The organism is Paenibacillus fonticola DSM 21315 (assembly GCF_000381905.1).
GTDB classification, from domain to species: domain Bacteria; phylum Bacillota; class Bacilli; order Paenibacillales; family Paenibacillaceae; genus Fontibacillus; species Fontibacillus fonticola.
Genome location: NZ_KB907247.1, coordinates 26,763 through 45,256 on the forward strand (window position 1 = coordinate 26,763; position 18,494 = coordinate 45,256).

An 18,494-nucleotide genomic window follows, 5' to 3' on the forward strand; every position below is an offset into this window, starting at 1 on the left:
GGGCTTTTTGGAAGGATGATCGATGTGACTATACAGTACCAGCAAGAACAGCGGATCTTTGCGCTGCAGACGAAGAACAGCTCTTATATGTTTGGCATCAATGACAAGGGAAGGTTGCAGCATCTTTACTGGGGCTTGCCCATCGGCGTTGAGGATTGCGCCTCGCTGCTCCGTTTGAGCTCCCATAGTTCCTTTGATGCGGAGCTGGATCGAGAAGCGGAGGAGTACAGCTTCTGGGGCGGAACTTGCTACACCGAGCCTTCCCTAAAGGCAATTATGCCAGACGGCGTCCGGGATTTGTCCGTCCAATATGCCGGGCACGAGATTACGGAGCAGGACGGCAGGGAGACGCTGGTCATTACGTTAAAAGATAAGGCGTATCCTGTGGAGACCAAGCTCTATTATCGTGTTATTCCCGAATATGATCTGGTAGAGAGGTCGGCGAAAATCAGCAATACAGGCGATCAGGAGATCATGCTGGAGAGCATGCAGTCCGCAGCCTGGAGCATTCCTTATTTGCAGGACTATCGCTTAACGCACGTGACCGGGAAATGGTCAGGCGAGTTCCAGCTTCGCGACACGCTGTTAACCGAAGGCAAGAAGGTGCTGGAATCGCGAAGAGGGTTTACGGACGGTCACGCCAACCCGTGGTTTGCTATAGATGACGGGCAGGCTACGGAAAGCGAAGGCCGGGTCTGGTTTGGCGCGCTGGCTTGGAGCGGCAACTGGAAATTGGTAGCGGAGAAAACCGCGTTCAGCCACGTAAAAATAACGGGCGGCATTAATGATTTTGATAACTCGTGGCTGCTCGGCGCTGGCGATACGTTTGAAACGCCCGTATTTGTCGGCGGATTCAGTGACGGCGGGTTCGGCCGGATGAGCCGGCACATGCACCATTATCAGTATGACTATGTTCTGCCGAATAATGAAACAAGAAAAGTGCTGTACAATTCATGGGAAGCGACGTATTTCAACGTTAATGCCCAAGATCAAATGGCATTGGCAGAAAGAGCGGCCAGAGCGGGCGTCGAGCTGTTCGTTGTGGATGACGGCTGGTTTGGCGGCCGGAATCATGACCGGGCTGGCCTCGGAGACTGGTATGTGAACAAGGAGAAATTCCCGAACGGGCTCGGCGAATTAATTGATCGGGTACATGAGCTCGGCATGGAATTCGGCATTTGGGTCGAGCCGGAATCGGTCAATCCGGACAGTGAATTGTACAGACAGCATCCGGACTGGGTTTATCATTTCCCGACACGGGACAGGACAGAGCTGCGCAATCAGCTGCTGCTGAACATATCCAAGCCGGAGGTCAAGCAATTCATCCTGGCATTTATGACCGACCTTCTTCACAACCACAAAATTAAGTTTATTAAGTGGGATATGAACCGGACGATTACCGAGCCAGGCATGAAGGATCACTCGCTGAATCGCCAGAAAGAGGTATGGGTTCGCCATGTGCAGGCTCTGTATGAAATCTGGTCAGAGCTGCGGAGCAGATTTCCGCATGTCGAATTTGAGACTTGCGCCGGCGGAGGCTCGCGTATCGACCTTGGCATTTTCCGCTTTGCTGAGCAGTCATGGCCGAGTGATAATACCGATGCCTTTGACCGTTTAAGCATTCAGGAGGGCTACTCTTATATCTATGCTCCGCGCACGATGACCTGCTGGGTGACGGACTCCCCGACAGGCATGAACCGGCGCAGCTTATCGCTGAAATACCGGTTTCATAGCGCGATGATGGGAACGCTAGGCATCGGCTCCAATTTAAATGAATGGAGCGATGAGTCCATCGGACAATGCGCGGAATTTGTTAAGCAGTACAAGCAAATTCGCCCTCTTGTGCAATTTGGCAATCAATATCGCCTCTCCGAGCTGAAGCATAAAGGCGTAACGGCTGTGCAGTATGCGGATGCAGCGGGCAGCGAACACGTATTGTTCGCCTTCCTGCACTCACAGCGATTGGGCGAGCCTTTGCCAAGGCTACGTCTGAAGGGACTTGTCGCCGGGAAATGCTATTCCATTGATGGGCTGCCGGGTACGTGGAGCGGTCGTGCCCTGATGAATGTAGGCATTGAGCTTCCTTTACGGGGGGACTTCGATAGCTTGATGTACCGTATACGCGAGATCAATGAGAAGAAGGCGGGTTCTCTGTAAGATGATATGGAAACAGGAAGTGAAGGATGGGTGCACGGTATGGACCGGCCAAACTTCAGCGATGCGTCTTGCTGTTGTCCCGGAGCTTGGGAGCAAAGTCATCTCGCTGCAAAATCGTCTGACGGGCCGGGAATGGCTGGCACAGCCTGAAGGGAGGCATGGAAACCAAGGATATGACAGCTCATTTGGCGACAGCGACGGAAGCGGCTGGGATGAGATGTTCCCTACGATTAATCCGTGCGACTATCCGGCGTTCCCTTGGGCGGGAACGCCGCTTCCCGATCATGGCGAAGTTTGGTCTATTCCCTGGAACGCTAGTGCGGATACGGAGAAGCTGCATTGTGATGTCCATGGGATCAGGCTCCCGTACCATTTGCGCAAAACGTACTCCTTCATCCGGGAGGATCTGCTCCGCATCGATTATTCCGTTACGAATTACAGCCCATTTCCGTTTTCCTTTCTTTGGGCAGCTCATCCGCTGTTTCAGATTGAAGCCGGAATGGAAATCATCGTTCCGGACGGGCTGCGGGAAATTGCGGTTTCCTATTCGGAAAATGCTAGACTTGGCCGGTACGGAGATTTGCGGAGCTGGCCCCAGCCTTTTGCCGATCGTGAAGACATCGTATTAAATGTGGCGGGGGAGAAAAGGGATAATACGGCGGAGAAGTTTTACTTTACAGGCAAGCTGCCGGAAGGCAGGGCAGCCATTTATGATCCTCGCGGCCAGGAGGGGCTGACGATCACATTTCCCTGCGAGAAGGTTCCATACTTATCGATCTGGGCCAACTACGGGGGATACCAAGGACAGTACCATCTGGCGCTTGAGCCAGCCACAGGTTATTTGGATCATTTATCGGCAGCGATGGAGCAGGGGAGGGCAGCCATAGTGGAGGCTGGCGGCACTGGCGGCACCTATAGCTGGCATCTGGAGGTTTCCTGGCTGTAGGCTGTACTATAGAGGGGCTGTCCAATAAGCCCCTAAAAATAAAAATCAGACGGAAAACATCGCGGTTTTCCGTCTGATTTTTTTACAGCTACGGGCGGAGAGGTGTGCAAGTGGATGATCACATCTGCTTTGGCTGGGGTGGGTGAGTTGTTGGGGTGAGGTAGTTGTTGCCGACTGTGTGTCTGCGGTTACTTGGAAGGCTGGATGGCATGGGGAGCTGGGTGGGCAACTGGATATATTTGATCCTAACGGACACAGGGGGCGCTATTTGTGAAATAACGAGGAATTTGGAGAGCCAACGGACCTACGTTCCGCTAATGTCCCCCAAAACCTGCTTATGGCAGTCCATTTGGTTGAATAACGGAATCAGTGTCCGGTAAGCCCACGAAAGAGGGCCTAATTCAACAAATAGCGGATCTTCTGTCCGCTAGGAGGTGAACATTCTTACGAATCCCGTCAACTCCATCGTTCTCATTAGCCTCGAAAGTCATACCAATTCCATGAGTCTCATCAACTTACTCTCATCACTCTAACCAATTCCACTAACCCCCAAAAAACCACCCTTTGAATGTTTAGGCGACAATTTCCATTTTATGGCTCTGCTGGGTCCTGCTTTATATTTTCGTTTAATATGTGCTGCAATTCGGTTTCTAAAGCTTGAAGCGCCTCGTCTAACGCCATCGAGCCAGCCAGTACTTCAGACAAATAGTTGCTGGACAACTCATCGATTTTTAGTACAACGGGTGTCGGCAGAGCCCGCAGGTTATTTGTCATTGAACTATTTACATGCTTCAGTTTATAAAATGCGGCCACGTCCGGATCAAGCTGTTCTTGGTCTACCATATGAGCGGGAAGCTCATCAGGAATGAGTCGGTGCAGCATTCTTAAGTAATCATCGCTGCTTATATAGCTTAAAAATTCCCAGGCGGCATCGGTTTGCCCTGAATTGGCACTGATTGCAAAAATTTCGTTCAGCTCCAGCGTATTTCCTGTATCCGGGTACTGGGCCGTGACAGGATATGACACGATTCCCCAATCAAGGTCTTTATATTTGCTGTTGTTTTTAAGCACATTAAATAAATTGGAGTCTTCCACAGCCATTGCGATGTTTCCCTGTAAGAACGGATACCTATCCGCTTCCATTACGATGGCGTCGTTACTGGTAAAATCGCTATAGCCATAACATGATTTGGCCTGAACACATTCAATCACATTACGAAACACGTCGTTCCAGCCTTCTGTGTTCAAGGTAAAGGTGCCGTTCGTATACAAGGTCAAGCCGCTGCTCTCTCCAATAGTTAACGCCGCCATAAAAAAAGGGGGGGACATTTCTCTGTAATAAAAGCTGTATAGCGGAAGTTGATCACCCGTATTTTGCGGGAAACGCTGGGCTAGAGCAAACACTTCATCCCAAGTCATAAAATCGGTTGGTTCGGCGATCTGCTGTTCGTTAAACAGCTTTTTATTATAAAATAACGCTTTGCCCGTAAAGGTAGGGGCCAGCCCGAATAGCTCGCTTTGCTCATTTTGCAAAAAATCCAGCACGCTCGGAGTGAAGGTAGTAAGATCCAATTTATCTTTTTGTATGAATGGAGATAATGGCTCAAGCAGGTCTTTCTCTTGCAGTACGCTGTAATAATCCATCGTAAGGCTTAAAATATCGGGTGACTCGCTCACAGTGATTCGCTCAATGGCGTTATTCAAATTTTCACCAGGCTCAATATAATCCATCATTGATATGACATCCAAATCATAGTTTGGATGTGTAGCCAAAAACACATTTCCGTAGCGTTCATAAAAAATTCGCTCATTCCAGCTTAATACTTTGAGGGTGACGGGTTCCTGCTGTTTGGGCTCTTTAGAGCAGGCAGTTAAACCGATCCATGCCGCAATAGTGAACAGAGCAGCGAGATAAAATTTTCTTCTGATCATATGAATGGAGATCCTTTGCTTCTTAAATTTTAGTAAAGTCGCCCGGCTATTCCAGAATAAGGAACACGGATATTATTTATAGTAGTCATGCGTCCGGAAAACGTCAAGTTTTTGTCATATATTGTCATGCTGTGGATGATGCTCAAGGGAGACGAGCATGCGAAGTACAAGGGCAAGTGAGCAGACGAAGCTCAAGAGCAGGCGAAGTAGGTGAGCAGACAAAGCTCAAAGGCAGGCGAAACTTGGAGGGATCAGGACCATCCCCGATTGGACAAAAAAGTCCGGGAGCTGCCCTAATGGCAGTTCCCGGACGAACGTTTACAGGTAATAAACGTGAATCAGGCGCTTCCGTTCAGTAAAATCTGTCTAATTTGCTGCTGGTGAAGCCGTTCGCCAATAACTACGACCAAAGCCCCTGCGGTCAGGAGCAGATCTGGGCCTGGATTAATATGCTTGGAATGATTGCTCTCTACGACAGCGATGATCGTAGCGCTGGAACGCTGCCGCACACGCAGTTCGCCAATCGTTTTACCAATTGCTTTGTAATGGGGCTCTAATTTATACCATTCGATAATAAGATCGCCCAGAGCGACTTCTATATTCTCTAAAGGAGTAGGCTTGTAGGTAACACCGCCAATTATGGCAGATACGTATCTCGCCTCTTCATCAGTTAAAGATATTTTGGAAATGCTGTCTTCAGGATTGTCAATTCCATAATGACACACCTCACGCCGGCCGTCATCATGGATCGTAATAGTCAATTTCTCCCCGCTGCGGGTTTCGATCTCAAACTTCTTGCCTTTTCCTGGTAATTCGGTTTCTTTTAGATTCATTATTTACCGACCTCCAATATTAAGAAATGAAATTTTTAATAGGGTGTTTTATTACAGCTGCTGTTCCTCTGTGTTATTTCTCGTAATTTAGCTGCAAGAATGCCAGTAAATTTGCAGGATAACAGAAGGTACTCGTATCAAAAGCTATCCTCGAATCAGGGCCGAAAAAGGCATTAAAAACTCATGAAGAACGTCAAGACAGCGGAAGCGAACGAGGAATTGATCCGCCGCATATGTATCATGCTGCCTATCGGCTTGATAAATATAGCTACTAACCTTAAGGATAGCATACAATCCCTTGTATCTCAAAAGAATGATCATAATTTTTATGATGCTTACTCATTCTTGAATTACTCGGGATTATGGGTTCGCGCCACGCGAACGTCACGCGAATATATATAGAAATTGATTTCTTTAATGAGTTATATATATACAGTTATATGCTGGTTTACAACCATTTGAAAAAGCGATATACTTTGTCTGTATTACATATGTAGTTCATTTATAACTGTATATTTACTTATCGGAGGAGCCTGCCAAACGCAGGCTCTTTCTGCATTTTTTCAGGGCTACGCATTCATGCTCCGATAGAAATATGGAAATGCTGATGGTACCCGGAACGTAGTTATATAACTGAAGGAGGAAGCATTTTGTCCACATTGCATGCAGCTATTATATTCCCTTTTATTTTAGCTATCGCGGTCCCTTTGTTACAGAAGCTGCCGGGCCGTCCTCACCCGGGCTGGGCTGTTCTTTCCGGGCCTGCCGCATTGTTCGTTTATTTTCTCGCCCAAATTCCGCTTGTTCAATCGACAGGCGGCATCGCGTCGGCGATTTCTTGGATCCCCTCTCTCGGAATTGAGTTTATCGTAAATCTGGACGGATTATCTTTATTATTCGTCCTGCTCATTACGGGGATTGGCTCACTGGTTGTATTATACTCGGTCTTTTATATGAATAAGGAGAAGGAGGCGATTTATCGCTTCTATGTTTATTTGCTCCTGTTCATGGGCGCGATGCTTGGCGTTGTCCTTTCGGACAATCTGATCGTTCTATACGGCTTCTGGGAGCTGACCAGCATCTCATCTTTTTTATTGATTGCATTTTGGCATCACCGGGAACGGTCAAGGTATGGTGCGCTTAAATCGATGCTGATTACTGTGTTTGGCGGCCTGGCCATGCTGGGCGGCTTCGTCCTCATTTATTTGATGACAGGTTCTTTCTCGTTAAAGGAAATTGTTCAGAGCGCCGATATGATCGCCGCCCATCCTTTACTGCTGCCTGCCTTGGTGCTTGTGCTGCTTGGCGCTTTCACTAAATCGGCGCAGTTTCCATTCCATATTTGGCTCCCGGATGCGATGGAGGCCCCGACGCCGGTTAGCGCCTACTTGCATTCGGCGACGATGGTCAAGGCCGGATTGTATCTCGTTGCCCGGTTCAGCCCCGTCTTTTCCGGACAGGCAGCTTGGTTTTGGCTTGTGTGCGCTGTTGGGCTTACGACGCTCGTTTTCGGCTCGTTCAAGGCTATAAAGCAGACGGATCTAAAGGCGATGCTGGCCTTCTCCACGATTAGCCAGCTGGGGCTGATCATGGCTTTGCTGGGGCTTGGCTCTGCTGCAGGTTACTTCACTGATGGCCAACAATCCCTGTTTTATTCCAAAGCGACGATGGCCGCAATCTTTCACTTGATAAATCATGCGGTGTTCAAGGGGGCATTATTCATGGTCGTCGGGATCGTCGACCATGAGACAGGGACGAGAGACATTCGCAAGCTGGGCGGCTTAATGACGTTGATGCCGGTGACATTCACTGCCGCATTGATCGGCACTTTCTCGATGGCGGGAATCCCTCCATTCGGGGGCTTTCTCAGTAAAGAATTGTTCTTTACCGCTGTGCTGAACGCGCAGGAATTAGGAATATGGAGCATGCAAACCTGGGGCGGGCTGTTCCCTGTCATTGCCTGGGTGGCCAGCGTCTTTACTTTTACTTACAGCATGATACTGCTGTTCAGAACTTTTATGGGAAAGCGCCAGCATGGAGCGCCGGAAAAACAGCCGCACGAGGCACCTGTCGGCATGCTTATTTCCCCGGCAATTATGGCTTCATTAGCTCTCCTCTTCGGTTTGTTTCCAGGCTTGTTAACCTATTCACTTATCGAGCCAGCGATGGCCTCTATTTTACCAGGGCTGCTTGCTCCGGGGGAGAAGTTTCTGGTCTCCATCCCATTTTGGCATGGCTGGACGACTGAAGTATTTATGACGCTAGGTGTAATTTTGATCGGAAGCGGGCTGTTTGCTTTGCAGCCGAGGTTAAGAGCGCTGCACCGTCCTTTATTTTCCCGCATCTCATTAAATGCGGCATATGATTCAGGCCTGCGAGTGTTAGAGCGTTCGTCGCGGCGGCTGACAAATCGGTATATGACGGGCTCTGTACGGGATTACTTAGTTTACATTTTTACGTTCCTTGTAGTTGTATTAGGAGCGATTATGGTTGCATTCGATGGGTTCGGTATCGATATGAGCAGCTTTGCGCCGATCACCATTTATGAAGCAGCTATTTTGCTCGCCCTTATTGGCGCGGCCATCGCGGTTCCTTTTGCCAATTCTCGCTTGCTGGCTATCATTCTGACAGGAGCGGCAGGCTATATGGTGACCTTGTTCTTCGTCATTTTTCGGGCCCCGGATCTTGCTTTAACTCAGCTCATCGTAGAGACGGTGTCGGTGACACTATTTCTGCTATGCTTCTATCATTTGCCAAAATTAAAAAAGGAGCTGTCCGTGCTCAAGTTCAAGCTGACGAATTTTCTCGTTTCGCTTGGAGTGGGCGTCATGGTTACCTTAATTGCTTTGAGCGCTTTAAGCGAGGGAAGCAGTCATCCGTTTGAATCGATTTCCAAGTTTTTTCTGGAAGCCAGCTATACGCTTGCCGGCGGAAAAAATGTCGTCAACGTTATCCTCGTTGATTTCCGCGGCTTTGATACGATGCTGGAAATCGTCGTACTCGGTATAGCCTCGTTGGCGATTTATGCGATGATTCGCCTTAACTTAGGCGAGGACGGGGAGCAGGTGCCCCCGCATGCTGGACCGGTTGTAAATCAGGGCCTTAGACGAACGGTTCTAAGGAGCAACGATGTCATTCTGCGGACTACTTCCAGCGCGGCTGTATTCATTATTTTGACATTTGCGCTGTATTTGTTCTTTGCAGGCCATAACATGCCAGGCGGCGGCTTCATTGGCGGCTTGATGACCTCTGCGGCGTTGGTGCTGCTCGCTATCGCCTTTGGGCTTGAATTTATGCGTAAAATCGTACCGCTAGATTTTCGCAAAATGGTAGCTTCCGGGCTTTTGATTGCCTTTTTAACAGGGCTGGGCTCGCTTCCGTTCGGAGTTCCGTTCCTGAGCCATGCATTCGGGCATGCGCATTTGCCGTTGATGGGCGAAGTTGAATTGGCTACGGCGGTCATTTTTGATCTGGGCGTGTATTTGACCGTCGTAGGGGTCACTATGACGATTATTCTTGAAATTGGGAGGGATCAATAATCATGGAACTGATGATGGCTATCGCCGTCGGCATATTGTTCATGATCGGCGTATATTTAATCCTTTCCAGAAGCCTGCTGCGTATTATTCTCGGCACGTCGCTGCTTACGCATGCGGTGCATTTGTTATTGCTGACTATGGCACGTTTGAAAAAGGGAGCTCCTCCGCTGCTTGGCGAACAGGCTTCGGCATATACGGATCCGATTCCCGCTGCTCTTATTTTGACCTCGATCGTGATTAGCTTCGGGGTGACTTCCTTTTTCTTTGTGCTTGCCTATAAGTCATATCAAAAATTACAGACGGATGATATGGAGCAGCTAAGGGGGGATGAAGGTGAATAATTTACTCGTATTTCCGTTAATCATCCCTCTGTTGACTGCGGTTGCTCTTATTTTTTTCCATAACCGGGTTATGCTGCAAAGATGGATTAATGCGGCGGGAGCGCTGCTGAATGTCTTTGTGGCGGGCCTTATCGTTCGTGAGGTTAAGACAGAAGGAATTCAAACCTTGCACATGGGGGGATGGACTCCGCCTTACGGTATCGTATTTACTGCAGATATGCTGGCGGCACTGCTCGTGCTGACAACAACGGTTCTGAGCACGGCATGTCTGTTCTACGCGTTCGGCAGTATCGGAAAAGAGCGGGAAAGGCATTATTTTCATCCGTTCTTTCAGTTTCTTATCGTCGGCGTCAATGGTTCATTTCTAACCGGCGATTTATTTAACCTGTTTGTCTGCTTCGAGGTCATGTTGATTGCCTCGTACGCTTTGATCGTGCTCGGAGGCACGAAACGGCAGCTAAGAGAAACCTTGAAGTATATTTTGATTAATATTGTCTCCTCCAGCTTTTTTGTCGCCGCGATTGCTTACATATACGGAGTGGCAGGAACGCTGAATATGGCTCACTTATCGCTCCGTATTGCTGAAGCGGGTCAGGGCGGGATTTTAAATGTAATTGCTGTATTGTTCCTGATTGTTTTTGCGCTTAAGGCGGGTTTGTTTCTGTTCTTCTGGCTGCCCGGCTCTTACAGCGCGCCTCCTACTGCGGTCAAGGCTTTGTTTGGGGCGCTGCTTACCAAGGTTGGAATATATGCGATTGTCCGGACTTTTAGCCTCATCTTTTATCATCAACCGGAGCTTACCCACTCGCTGATCGGCTGGATGGCGGTATTGACGATGATATTGGGGGGAATCGGATCGATCGCTTATTCGGATATTAACCGTATTATCAACTACAACGTCGTTATAGGCATTGGCTTCATATCGATCGGGATTGCCGCAGCAACAAAGCAGTCCTTAGACGGCGTCGTCTTTTATCTGATGCATGACATGATCGCTAAAGCGCTTCTGTTTCTGCTCGGCGGCATGCTGATCAAGGCGGCGGGCACCAGCGATTTGCGGCAGATGGGCGGATTGATCAAGCGTTATCCGTTGCTTGGCTGGATGTTCTTCGCCGTTACGCTGGCCCTCGTAGGTATTCCTCCGCTTAGCGGATTCACCGGCAAGCTGCTGATCATTCAGGGAGGCTTTGCGGCTGGCCAGTATGTGTGGACCGGGGTTGCGCTTGCCTCCAGCTTGCTCGTGCTATATTCTCTGATGCGCGTATTTATGGGCGCATTTTTCGGGGAGGAGCAGCTTGCCGCAGCGAAGGAACCTGTTCAAATGAAAGGAATGATCTCCGCGGCGGCTGTATTGCTTGTATTAATTGTCGTCATCGGTATTGGCTCCGAATGGGTATACTCATTTGTGTCGCAGGCAGGGGACGTTCTGGCTGATCCGGGTATTTATATTAATGCCGTGTTAAAGGAGTAGATGGAATGGCACTGCAAATTTTACTGAACTTCCTGATTTCCGTAATATGGATGTTCCTGAATAACGACTGGTCTGCGTCCGGCTTCATGATTGGGTACATTATCGGTATAGCCCTGATCGGCTTGCTCAGCCGGCTTTGGCCGCAAGGTTTTTATATGAAAAAGGTATGGGCGGTCATCAAGCTGCTTGTACTCTTCATTAAAGAGCTGTTTAAATCGAGCTTTACCGTAATAGGACAGGTGATCTCTCCGAAGTTGAACATCCGTCCAGGCATATTCGCCTATGTCACCGAGCTGAAGAGTGATTGGGAAGTGACGCTGTTAGCCAATCTGATCACCTTGACTCCTGGGACATTAACCCTTGATGTATCGAGAGATGGCTCTATTCTTTATATTCATGCGATGGATATTGGCGATGCCGATGAGCTGTGCAGCGAAATTCGCAGTACGTTTGAAAGGGCCATTATGGAGGTGACGAGATGATTGACGGATTGTTGTTTGCTGCCCTCGTAATTATTTCGCTTGCAATATTAGGGTGCTTATATCGCCTCATGAAAGGTCCTTCCATGGCCGACCGGATTACTTCGCTCGATACGATCGGCATTAACCTGCTGGCCATGGTAGCTGTACTTTGTATGATCATGAGGACGGAGGCTTATTTTGAAGTCATTCTTTTGATCGGTATTCTTTCATTTATAGGAACGACGGCATTTTCCAGATATTTGGAGAGGGGTGTTGTTATTGAGCAGCGGGATGATGATTTTGATCGGTGAGCTGCTGATCGGTCTGCTCGTATTATTTGGAGCGGTGATCAGTGCGCTTAGCGCTTTCGGACTCGTGCGGCTACCAGATGTGTATTTGCGGTCCCATGCGGCAACGAAAAGTACGACGCTCGGCGTGCTGTGCATTTTGAGCGGGGCGTTTCTGTACTTCATGCTCTATTTGGATCATGTGAGCGCCAAGCTGCTGCTTGGAATTGTTTTTGTATTTATAACGGCGCCGGTAGCAGGGCATTTGAACGGGAGAGCGGCCCATCGGACGGGAGTGCCTTTATGGCAGGGTAGTGTCCGGGATGATTTGAGCGAGGCGATAAAGCAGGAGCAGACACGGGAACAGTAAGAGGCGCGGCAAGAATTGTGCGGCAAGAGACGCAGTAAGCAGTAATAGATGTAGCGAGAGGTCTGCTTGGATGGCCGTAGACATAAGGCGCCCCATGGGTCTTAACCTCTCCTCGACTTAGGTCTAGGATGAAAAACCGTCCGCAGTCCGTTTTGAACAAATGCTTTTCCACCTACAATATAGACATAAGGCACATACTTATGGAAGGCGGTGATAGAGCAATGAGAACAAATCGATCGGGCGGTTTCGCAATTGTACTTATTGTCCTGGGGGCATTGATCCTCTTGGGCAAGCTTACCCCGCTGCTGGGAAGCCTCTTCGGACTGCTGTTTGCGGTAGCAATGGTCGCTCTTGGTTACTACGGCATTCGCCGGGGGAACGCATTTTTTGGATGGATCGTCCTTTTCTTCGGGATCATATCCTTGATATCCAAACTGGCTTGGCTTATCGTGCCAGCTATCGGGATTGGGCTGATCGTCTACGGCGTTTATTCAATCAGTGGCAGACGACGGGGTTATTGATCACATAGATTGGGATTGAACAATTTTATAATAACCGATTGGTTAGGAGGGATGGGATATAATGAGTGTATTTCGCAGAGTTCGCGACATTACGGTAGCAAATTTGAATGAACGCCTGGAGCAGTCACAAGACCCTGTACGGCTCATTGACCAATTTTTAATTGAGACCCGTCAGGAGATCGCCGAGGCTGAGAAGCTGCACCAGCAGTATGCAGGGCATACGAAACAACTGAAGCAGCAGGTGGATCAGGCGAAAGTGATGCGCGACCGCCGGGAAGAGCAGGCGCTGCTTGCGCTAAAGGCGGAGGAAGAGCATTTGGCGAAGCTGGCTTTGCAGGAGAAAATGCTCTATGAAGAGAAGATCGAACAGTATTCCGGATTGTACGCCCAGAGCCTGGAATCATTGCAGGAACTGGAGCATCAGTTGAATGAATTAAAGACGGAATATCAAGTCGTATACAACAAGCGGCAGTTCTATTATGCCAGAATGGAGACGCTTCGTTTGCAGCAGCGTATGAACCAGCGCATGAGTGGGTACGGTACACAAGACGTGCCAAAAATGTTCCATCGTTTGGAGGATCGGGTGTCCGACATGGAATGGGAAGCCCGCAGTCTCCGGGAATTGCGCAAGTCAGGCCAGGATTTTATAAACCAGGCTGGAACCGTCATACAGTCTACTTTGGAACAGGAGCTCTCCCGCTTGAAGCAGAAGCTGAATAACAAAGGAGAGGAGTAAGACCCATGGGAAGACTATACCGTTCCAGACGGGATCGATGCTTTAGCGGCCTGCTAGGCGGGCTGGGCGAAAGCTTCGGTATAAGCACGACCCTATTGCGGCTGTTGTTTGTTTTCAGTATTTTCTTTACAGGCGGTACAACACTGTTCATCTACTTGATCGCATCGCTTGTCGTTTCCAAGGAGCCTTACATTCCGCATGACCCGTATTACAACAGGGGATGGCAAGGCGGATACCAAGGCTGCGGACAAGGGGGCTATGGCGGCGGACACCGTGATTCCAGCTACGGCGGGCCCCACTATGGAGGATCCCATTATGGCGAGTCACAATACAGCGATCCGCGCCACGGCGAGCAGCGCAATAGACAACAAGCAGGATTTGGCGGCAGTGATTCCAACCTGGATTCCATGATGAAGGATATTGAGAAGAAGGCAATGGAGAAAGAACTGGAAGAACTCCGTAGAAAATTATCTAAATATGAGAACGAGAAGGGAGATAAATAACGATGGGAGTATTTAAAAGAATTAAGGACATTACCAAGGCGTCTGTTAATGATATGCTTGATAAAGTAGAGGATCCGGTAGTGATGCTCAATCAATATCTGCGCGATATGGAAGCTGAAATTCGCGACGCAGAGGTGACTGTAGCGAAGCAAATGGCAAATGAGCGCAGAATGAAGCATCGTCTGGAAGAAGCATTCCGTATTTCCGCGCAAAGAGAAAGCCAGGCGGAGGCAGCATTGAAGAACGGCCAGGAGGAAGTGGCCCGCAAGCTGCTTGAAGAGAAAATTTTGTACGATCAGAAGCAAATTGAGTTCAGCGATCTTCATGCGCAATCCGAGGCTCAGGCATTGGAGCTGAAGCAGCAGCTTCATGACATGAAGGATGAATTCTACAAGCTGCGCAACAAGCGTAACGAGTTGGTCAGCCGTGCTCAGATGGCCAAGGCCAGAAAACAAATGTCTCAGATCAACACGTTGAATACGATTGAGAGCGGCAGCGCGTCTCTCGGATTCCATCGCATGGAAGAAAAAATTATGCAGCTGGAAGCTGAAGCGGAAGTGGCCGGAATTGGATACCGTGGAGTAAGCAGCTCCACTTCGACCTACATCAGCCCGGCGGATGCTGAGAAGCAGGTAAAGGTGGATGAGCAGTTAGAGGCTTTGAAGGCTAAATTGAATTCTTCCGCTAAACGTGGAGAAAGCAAGGAATAACAACTACACGGTCAGAAGACATTGTGATATGCTAGGTAATGGTGAAGCCATGCGGTATCTAATTATACTGTTATGGCTTTTCCACTTACTTTTCGACATGTGAAGTATCTGACGGGGAGGTGCGGCATGGATAAGCATAAAAGGTTGTTGGCTATCAGCTTGATCGGACTTGGCTTACTTATCATTTTAGGCCAGTGGCTGAACTACTTTACCATTGCCGCAATTGCTATTTTGGGTTATGGGATTTATAAAATCCGCAGCGGGGATGAGGTAAAGACCGGTTATATTTTTATGGCCATTGGCGGCGGAATGATTTTGTTAGGTCATTTAATGGTTGTTGTCGCTATATTGATGATTTCACTTGGTCTGTATTACGCAAAAATGAAGAAGATGCATCCGCAAGGCAATCATGTGCAGAAACAGAACATTACGGCCAACGTTCACTGGGATCGTGATCCATGGACTCTTCGTACTACGAGCATGTGGCATGTGCTCGGGGAACTGAACGTAGACCTTTCTCTTGCGATGGTAGAAGGTCAGGAGAATGTGCTCATGTTCCAAGGAATTGTAGGGGACGTGGACCTGAACGTGTCCGAGGATTACGGCGTGGAGATCGAAGCGTTCGTCTTGTTTGGACAGATTGACTGCAATGAGCAAAAGGAAACAGGGATGCTGAACCGGATATATTGGAAATCTCCGAATTATGAGCATCGCGATCAAAAGGTGAAAATTATTATTTCCTATCTCGTAGGAAATGTCGATATACATCTAAATTGAAGACAGGGGGATTAACCTGCATGAGAAAGAAAAAGCCGGCTAATATGGTGTCTCGCAGTATGCGGGACGGAGTCCTCCTGTCTTTTGTATTGCTTGCTGGAATGATGTACGTACTCTATACATATGGGTATTTCAAGCCTTCAAGCTCATGGAAGACGGGGATTCAGGCCGGACTCACCATGCTGACCCTGCTTTTGGTTGTCGGAGCGGTGTATGGTTTTTTTCAAGGCTACCGCGCCAAGCGAAGGATTGATTTGCTTCGCGATTCCTTGCTGCAATGGGAAAAGGGGAATCAGACCGGGACTGTACCCAAGCTTGGGGAGGATGAGCTCGGCAGACTCGGCGAGCAGTTGGAACGGATCGGGAAACGCTGGGAGGAGCAGGTAACCTCCTTGCAGCGCCTGTCCACTCATAACGCCCAGCTGGCTGAGCAGGCCCGGGTGTCGGCGATCGTGGAGGAGCGGCAGAGATTGGCTCGCGAGCTTCATGACGCGGTCTCCCAGCAATTGTTCGCGATATCGATGACGGCTACGGCGGTTGGGCGAACTTTAGAGAAGGACTTTGACAGAGCCCAGCGGCAAGTCGAGTTGATTGAAGAAATGGCTTCTGTAGCCCAGTCGGAGATGAGAGCTCTGCTTCTGCATCTTCGTCCGGTTTATTTGGAAGGTAAAGAGCTGTCGCAAGGCTTGCTGGAGCTGGTCAGGGAACTGAAGACGAAGGTTCCTATGGAGCTAACGCTGGAAATAGATGAGGAGCTGAAGCTAGGCAAAGGAATAGAGAATCATTTGTTCCGGATTATTCAGGAAGCGATGTCCAATACGCTCCGCCATGCCAAAGCCGATAAGATGGAAATACGCATTCACCGGAGAGCCGAGACCGTAAAAGTGTTTCTTCGTGACAATGGAGTCGGCTTTGAGCTGGATGAGAAGAAACAGGCCTCTTACGGTTTAACGACGATGCAGGAGAGGGTACGTGAGATCGGCGGGTCGATTCAATTTATTACCGCCCCCGGCAAAGGGACGCGCATTGAAATAACCGTGCCGTTAATGAATGAAGAGAGCGGAGAGGAGGAGCAGCATGGAGATGGACAATGATATTAAAGTGCTGTTGGTAGACGACCATGAAATGGTAAGAATTGGCCTGGCCGCCGTGCTGGGCACCGAGGATGGAATAGAAGTGGTCGGTGAGGCGAGCAGCGGGGAGGAAGGCATTCGCCTTGCCCAGGAATATAAGCCCGACGTTGTGCTGATGGATCTGGTCATGGAAGGCATGGATGGGATCGAAACGACGCGGCAGCTGCTGAAGCTGTATCCGGAATGTAAAGTGATCGTGCTGACAAGCTATTTAGATGATGAGAAAATGTATCCCGTTATCGAAGCCGGCGCGTTCAGCTATCTGCTGAAGACGTCGCGGGCGTCCGAGGTGGCAGATGCGATCCGCGCGGCGGCGCGCGGGCAATCTGTCCTTGAATCTCAGGTCGCTTCCAAAATGATGAACCGGTTCCGGCAGCCGAAGACAGAAGCTCCCGCACATGAGGAATTAACCGATCGGGAAATGGATGTATTGCGCCTGCTGGCACAGGGCAAATCCAACCAGGACATTGCCGACGATTTGATTATCGGCATCAAAACAGTGAAGTTCCACGTGACGAACATATTGGCGAAGCTGGGGGTTGAAGACCGTACCCAGGCCGCTATTTATGCTTATAAGAACGGGCTGGCGGAATAGGCGCTAACTGGTTGCATGGCTAATGATATTTGAGCTTGTAGGTGCTGGAATGCATCAGCTTCACATCTACGTCCGTATCTTCAAGCTGTAACGATGAGAAAAGGTGATCCTGGCCTCCCTGGCCGGCGGTCATCTTTTTCCATTGTTTATTGAACCTTCGATATAGAATGTCCTCTATCCCGTAAATATCGATTTTTTTTGCCTTGGCGGCATGGAAATTGTCAGTGATTTGTTGTTTAATTTGTGCGGCCGCGGCTTCCTTGATTTGGAGGGAAGTGGGCGTAGGATGTCCAGCCACCTCGGAAACCGCAGCTGTTACTTTGATTTTTACGGTAAATTTAATTTCCCCTCCGTCCAAACGAACCCTCACCAATGGCTTCGAATTTAGAATATTGATTTGAGCCTGGCCTCCGTCTTTTATTTTCAGCAGCAAAGGATATCTGTGCATGTTCTTGAAGGCTACCCACCTGGCTCCGCTCAGCAAGCCGTCATCCAGAAACCCCTTATTCTCACTCTTGGAAATAACGTAAGCCCCATCCAGCCTGACTAGCGAAATAGGCTTCTCCTTCGATGACCATACCTGATCCGTCAGCTTAATGGACGGGATTAATACGGTTGCAGCAGGCTCCCTAATCCCGTTCATCAGCTTAATGAGACGCAATGGCTCTATAGTGGAGAGCTGCTCATATACCTCCCGGGGATCCATCAATTCGGAGTTTAGGGCGGACTGATTCAATAGTGATACTCCAGATAAAATAGAAGGAATGTCCTGATCGGTTCCATAGACCCAAGGCGTATAGCGCAGCTCGCTGGAGCGCAGGAGAGAGTTCAGGCACTCGCTCAGATTGCTGTTAAGCAGCGATTTGGAGAAGACGATGGCTTTGACATGAGTCCATAACGTCATCTGCTGCGAAGCCGGGTAGATGCTCATAAGAGCCTTCGAGATCGTCTCGCCTTTGCCGGTAGCAATCCATACTTTGGTCTCTTCCGTGTTAGCGGAGCTTTCCTGCTTGGAAATGTCGCCGAAGGCAAGAACCTGCGCATAGATCGTATATTCTCCTTTAACGTAATCAATGCCTAGCGCTGTAACGAAATTGACGCTCTGGGGTTCTTTGGCGTCCCAGCAGCCGGATAACAGAACAGCCATACAAGCGGCGATGAGGGCAAACTTTCGTTTCACCG

The 18,494-nt window shown here is 49.2% G+C and carries 18 protein-coding genes; 15 read left to right on the forward strand and 3 right to left on the reverse strand.

Annotation, left to right across the window (positions count from 1 at the left end):
• Positions 1 to 15 precede the first annotated feature (15 nt).
• Together G358_RS0103585 and G358_RS0103590 are read left to right on the forward strand one after the other, a co-directional pair.
• The gene (locus tag G358_RS0103585; RefSeq protein WP_019635825.1) at positions 16 to 2,157 is read left to right on the forward strand and encodes an alpha-galactosidase; all 2,142 of its coding nucleotides are present in this window, start codon (positions 16 to 18) and stop codon (positions 2,155 to 2,157) included.
• A 1-nt stretch (position 2,158) separates the two neighbouring features.
• The gene (locus G358_RS0103590) at positions 2,159 to 3,103 is read left to right on the forward strand and encodes a DUF4432 family protein (RefSeq protein WP_019635826.1); all 945 of its coding nucleotides are present in this window, start codon (positions 2,159 to 2,161) and stop codon (positions 3,101 to 3,103) included.
• A 591-nt stretch (positions 3,104 to 3,694) separates the two neighbouring features.
• On the opposite strand, the gene G358_RS0103595 is transcribed toward G358_RS0103590, so the two are convergent.
• Both G358_RS0103595 and G358_RS0103600 read right to left on the reverse strand, forming a co-directional pair.
• Entirely contained in the window at positions 3,695 to 5,035 is a 1,341-nt protein-coding gene (locus tag G358_RS0103595; protein ID WP_019635827.1) for an ABC transporter substrate-binding protein, read from the reverse strand.
• 338 nt (positions 5,036 to 5,373) lie between these two features.
• Positions 5,374 to 5,868, reverse strand: coding sequence for a cation:proton antiporter regulatory subunit (locus tag G358_RS0103600; protein WP_019635828.1), 495 nt, complete (start codon positions 5,866 to 5,868; stop codon positions 5,374 to 5,376).
• A gap of 650 nt (positions 5,869 to 6,518) precedes the next feature.
• On the opposite strand from G358_RS0103600, the gene G358_RS0103605 reads away from it, so the two are divergent.
• The 13 genes from G358_RS0103605 to G358_RS0103665 all read left to right on the forward strand — a co-directional run bounded on the left by G358_RS0103605 (position 6,519) and on the right by G358_RS0103665 (position 17,312).
• Positions 6,519 to 9,407, forward strand: coding sequence for a Na+/H+ antiporter subunit A (locus G358_RS0103605; RefSeq protein ID WP_019635829.1), 2,889 nt, complete (start codon positions 6,519 to 6,521; stop codon positions 9,405 to 9,407).
• Positions 9,408 to 9,409: 2 nt separating this feature from the next.
• Positions 9,410 to 9,748 carry a Na(+)/H(+) antiporter subunit C gene (locus tag G358_RS0103610; RefSeq protein ID WP_019635830.1) on the forward strand — a complete coding sequence of 113 codons (339 nt, stop codon included), beginning with the start codon at positions 9,410 to 9,412 and terminating at the stop codon, positions 9,746 to 9,748.
• Positions 9,741 to 11,219, forward strand: a complete 1,479-nt coding sequence (locus tag G358_RS0103615) for a Na+/H+ antiporter subunit D (protein ID WP_019635831.1) — start codon at positions 9,741 to 9,743, stop codon at positions 11,217 to 11,219. Before G358_RS0103610 ends, G358_RS0103615 begins: the two co-directional genes overlap by 8 nt.
• A 5-nt stretch (positions 11,220 to 11,224) precedes the next feature.
• Positions 11,225 to 11,701 carry a Na+/H+ antiporter subunit E gene (locus G358_RS0103620; RefSeq protein ID WP_019635832.1) on the forward strand — a complete coding sequence of 159 codons (477 nt, stop codon included), beginning with the start codon at positions 11,225 to 11,227 and terminating at the stop codon, positions 11,699 to 11,701.
• The gene (locus tag G358_RS0103625; RefSeq protein ID WP_019635833.1) at positions 11,698 to 11,991 is read left to right on the forward strand and encodes a Na(+)/H(+) antiporter subunit F1; all 294 of its coding nucleotides are present in this window, start codon (positions 11,698 to 11,700) and stop codon (positions 11,989 to 11,991) included. The genes G358_RS0103620 and G358_RS0103625 overlap by 4 nt, the downstream gene beginning before the upstream one ends.
• A complete protein-coding gene (mnhG, locus tag G358_RS0103630) occupies positions 11,975 to 12,337 on the forward strand; it encodes a monovalent cation/H(+) antiporter subunit G (protein WP_026342035.1) in 363 nt (120 codons plus the stop codon). Before G358_RS0103625 ends, mnhG begins: the two co-directional genes overlap by 17 nt.
• Positions 12,338 to 12,558: 221 nt before the next feature.
• Positions 12,559 to 12,858 (forward strand): hypothetical protein, encoded by a 300-nt coding sequence (locus G358_RS0103635; protein ID WP_019635835.1) that lies wholly within the window; start codon positions 12,559 to 12,561, stop codon positions 12,856 to 12,858.
• Positions 12,859 to 12,919: 61 nt separating this feature from the next.
• Complete coding sequence (locus G358_RS0103640) at positions 12,920 to 13,594, forward strand: PspA/IM30 family protein (RefSeq protein WP_019635836.1); 675 nt, start codon at positions 12,920 to 12,922, stop codon at positions 13,592 to 13,594.
• Positions 13,595 to 13,599: 5 nt separating this feature from the next.
• A complete protein-coding gene (locus G358_RS0103645) occupies positions 13,600 to 14,097 on the forward strand; it encodes a PspC domain-containing protein (RefSeq protein WP_019635837.1) in 498 nt (165 codons plus the stop codon).
• Positions 14,098 to 14,099: 2 nt separating this feature from the next.
• The gene (locus tag G358_RS0103650; RefSeq protein WP_019635838.1) at positions 14,100 to 14,807 is read left to right on the forward strand and encodes a PspA/IM30 family protein; all 708 of its coding nucleotides are present in this window, start codon (positions 14,100 to 14,102) and stop codon (positions 14,805 to 14,807) included.
• A gap of 126 nt (positions 14,808 to 14,933) precedes the next feature.
• Complete coding sequence (liaF, locus tag G358_RS0103655) at positions 14,934 to 15,584, forward strand: cell wall-active antibiotics response protein LiaF (RefSeq protein WP_019635839.1); 651 nt, start codon at positions 14,934 to 14,936, stop codon at positions 15,582 to 15,584.
• A gap of 20 nt (positions 15,585 to 15,604) precedes the next feature.
• On the forward strand, positions 15,605 to 16,678 hold the full coding sequence (locus G358_RS0103660) for a sensor histidine kinase (RefSeq protein ID WP_019635840.1): 1,074 nt from the start codon (positions 15,605 to 15,607) through the stop codon (positions 16,676 to 16,678).
• Positions 16,668 to 17,312: a response regulator gene (locus tag G358_RS0103665; RefSeq protein WP_026342036.1), complete on the forward strand. Its 645-nt coding sequence runs from the start codon at positions 16,668 to 16,670 to the stop codon at positions 17,310 to 17,312. Before G358_RS0103660 ends, G358_RS0103665 begins: the two co-directional genes overlap by 11 nt.
• 19 nt (positions 17,313 to 17,331) lie before the next feature.
• Here G358_RS0103665 and G358_RS0103670 read toward each other — a convergent pair whose 3' ends face one another.
• Positions 17,332 to 18,492 carry a Ger(x)C family spore germination protein gene (locus G358_RS0103670; RefSeq protein WP_019635842.1) on the reverse strand — a complete coding sequence of 387 codons (1,161 nt, stop codon included), beginning with the start codon at positions 18,490 to 18,492 and terminating at the stop codon, positions 17,332 to 17,334.
• Between the last annotated feature and the right edge of the window lie 2 nt (positions 18,493 to 18,494).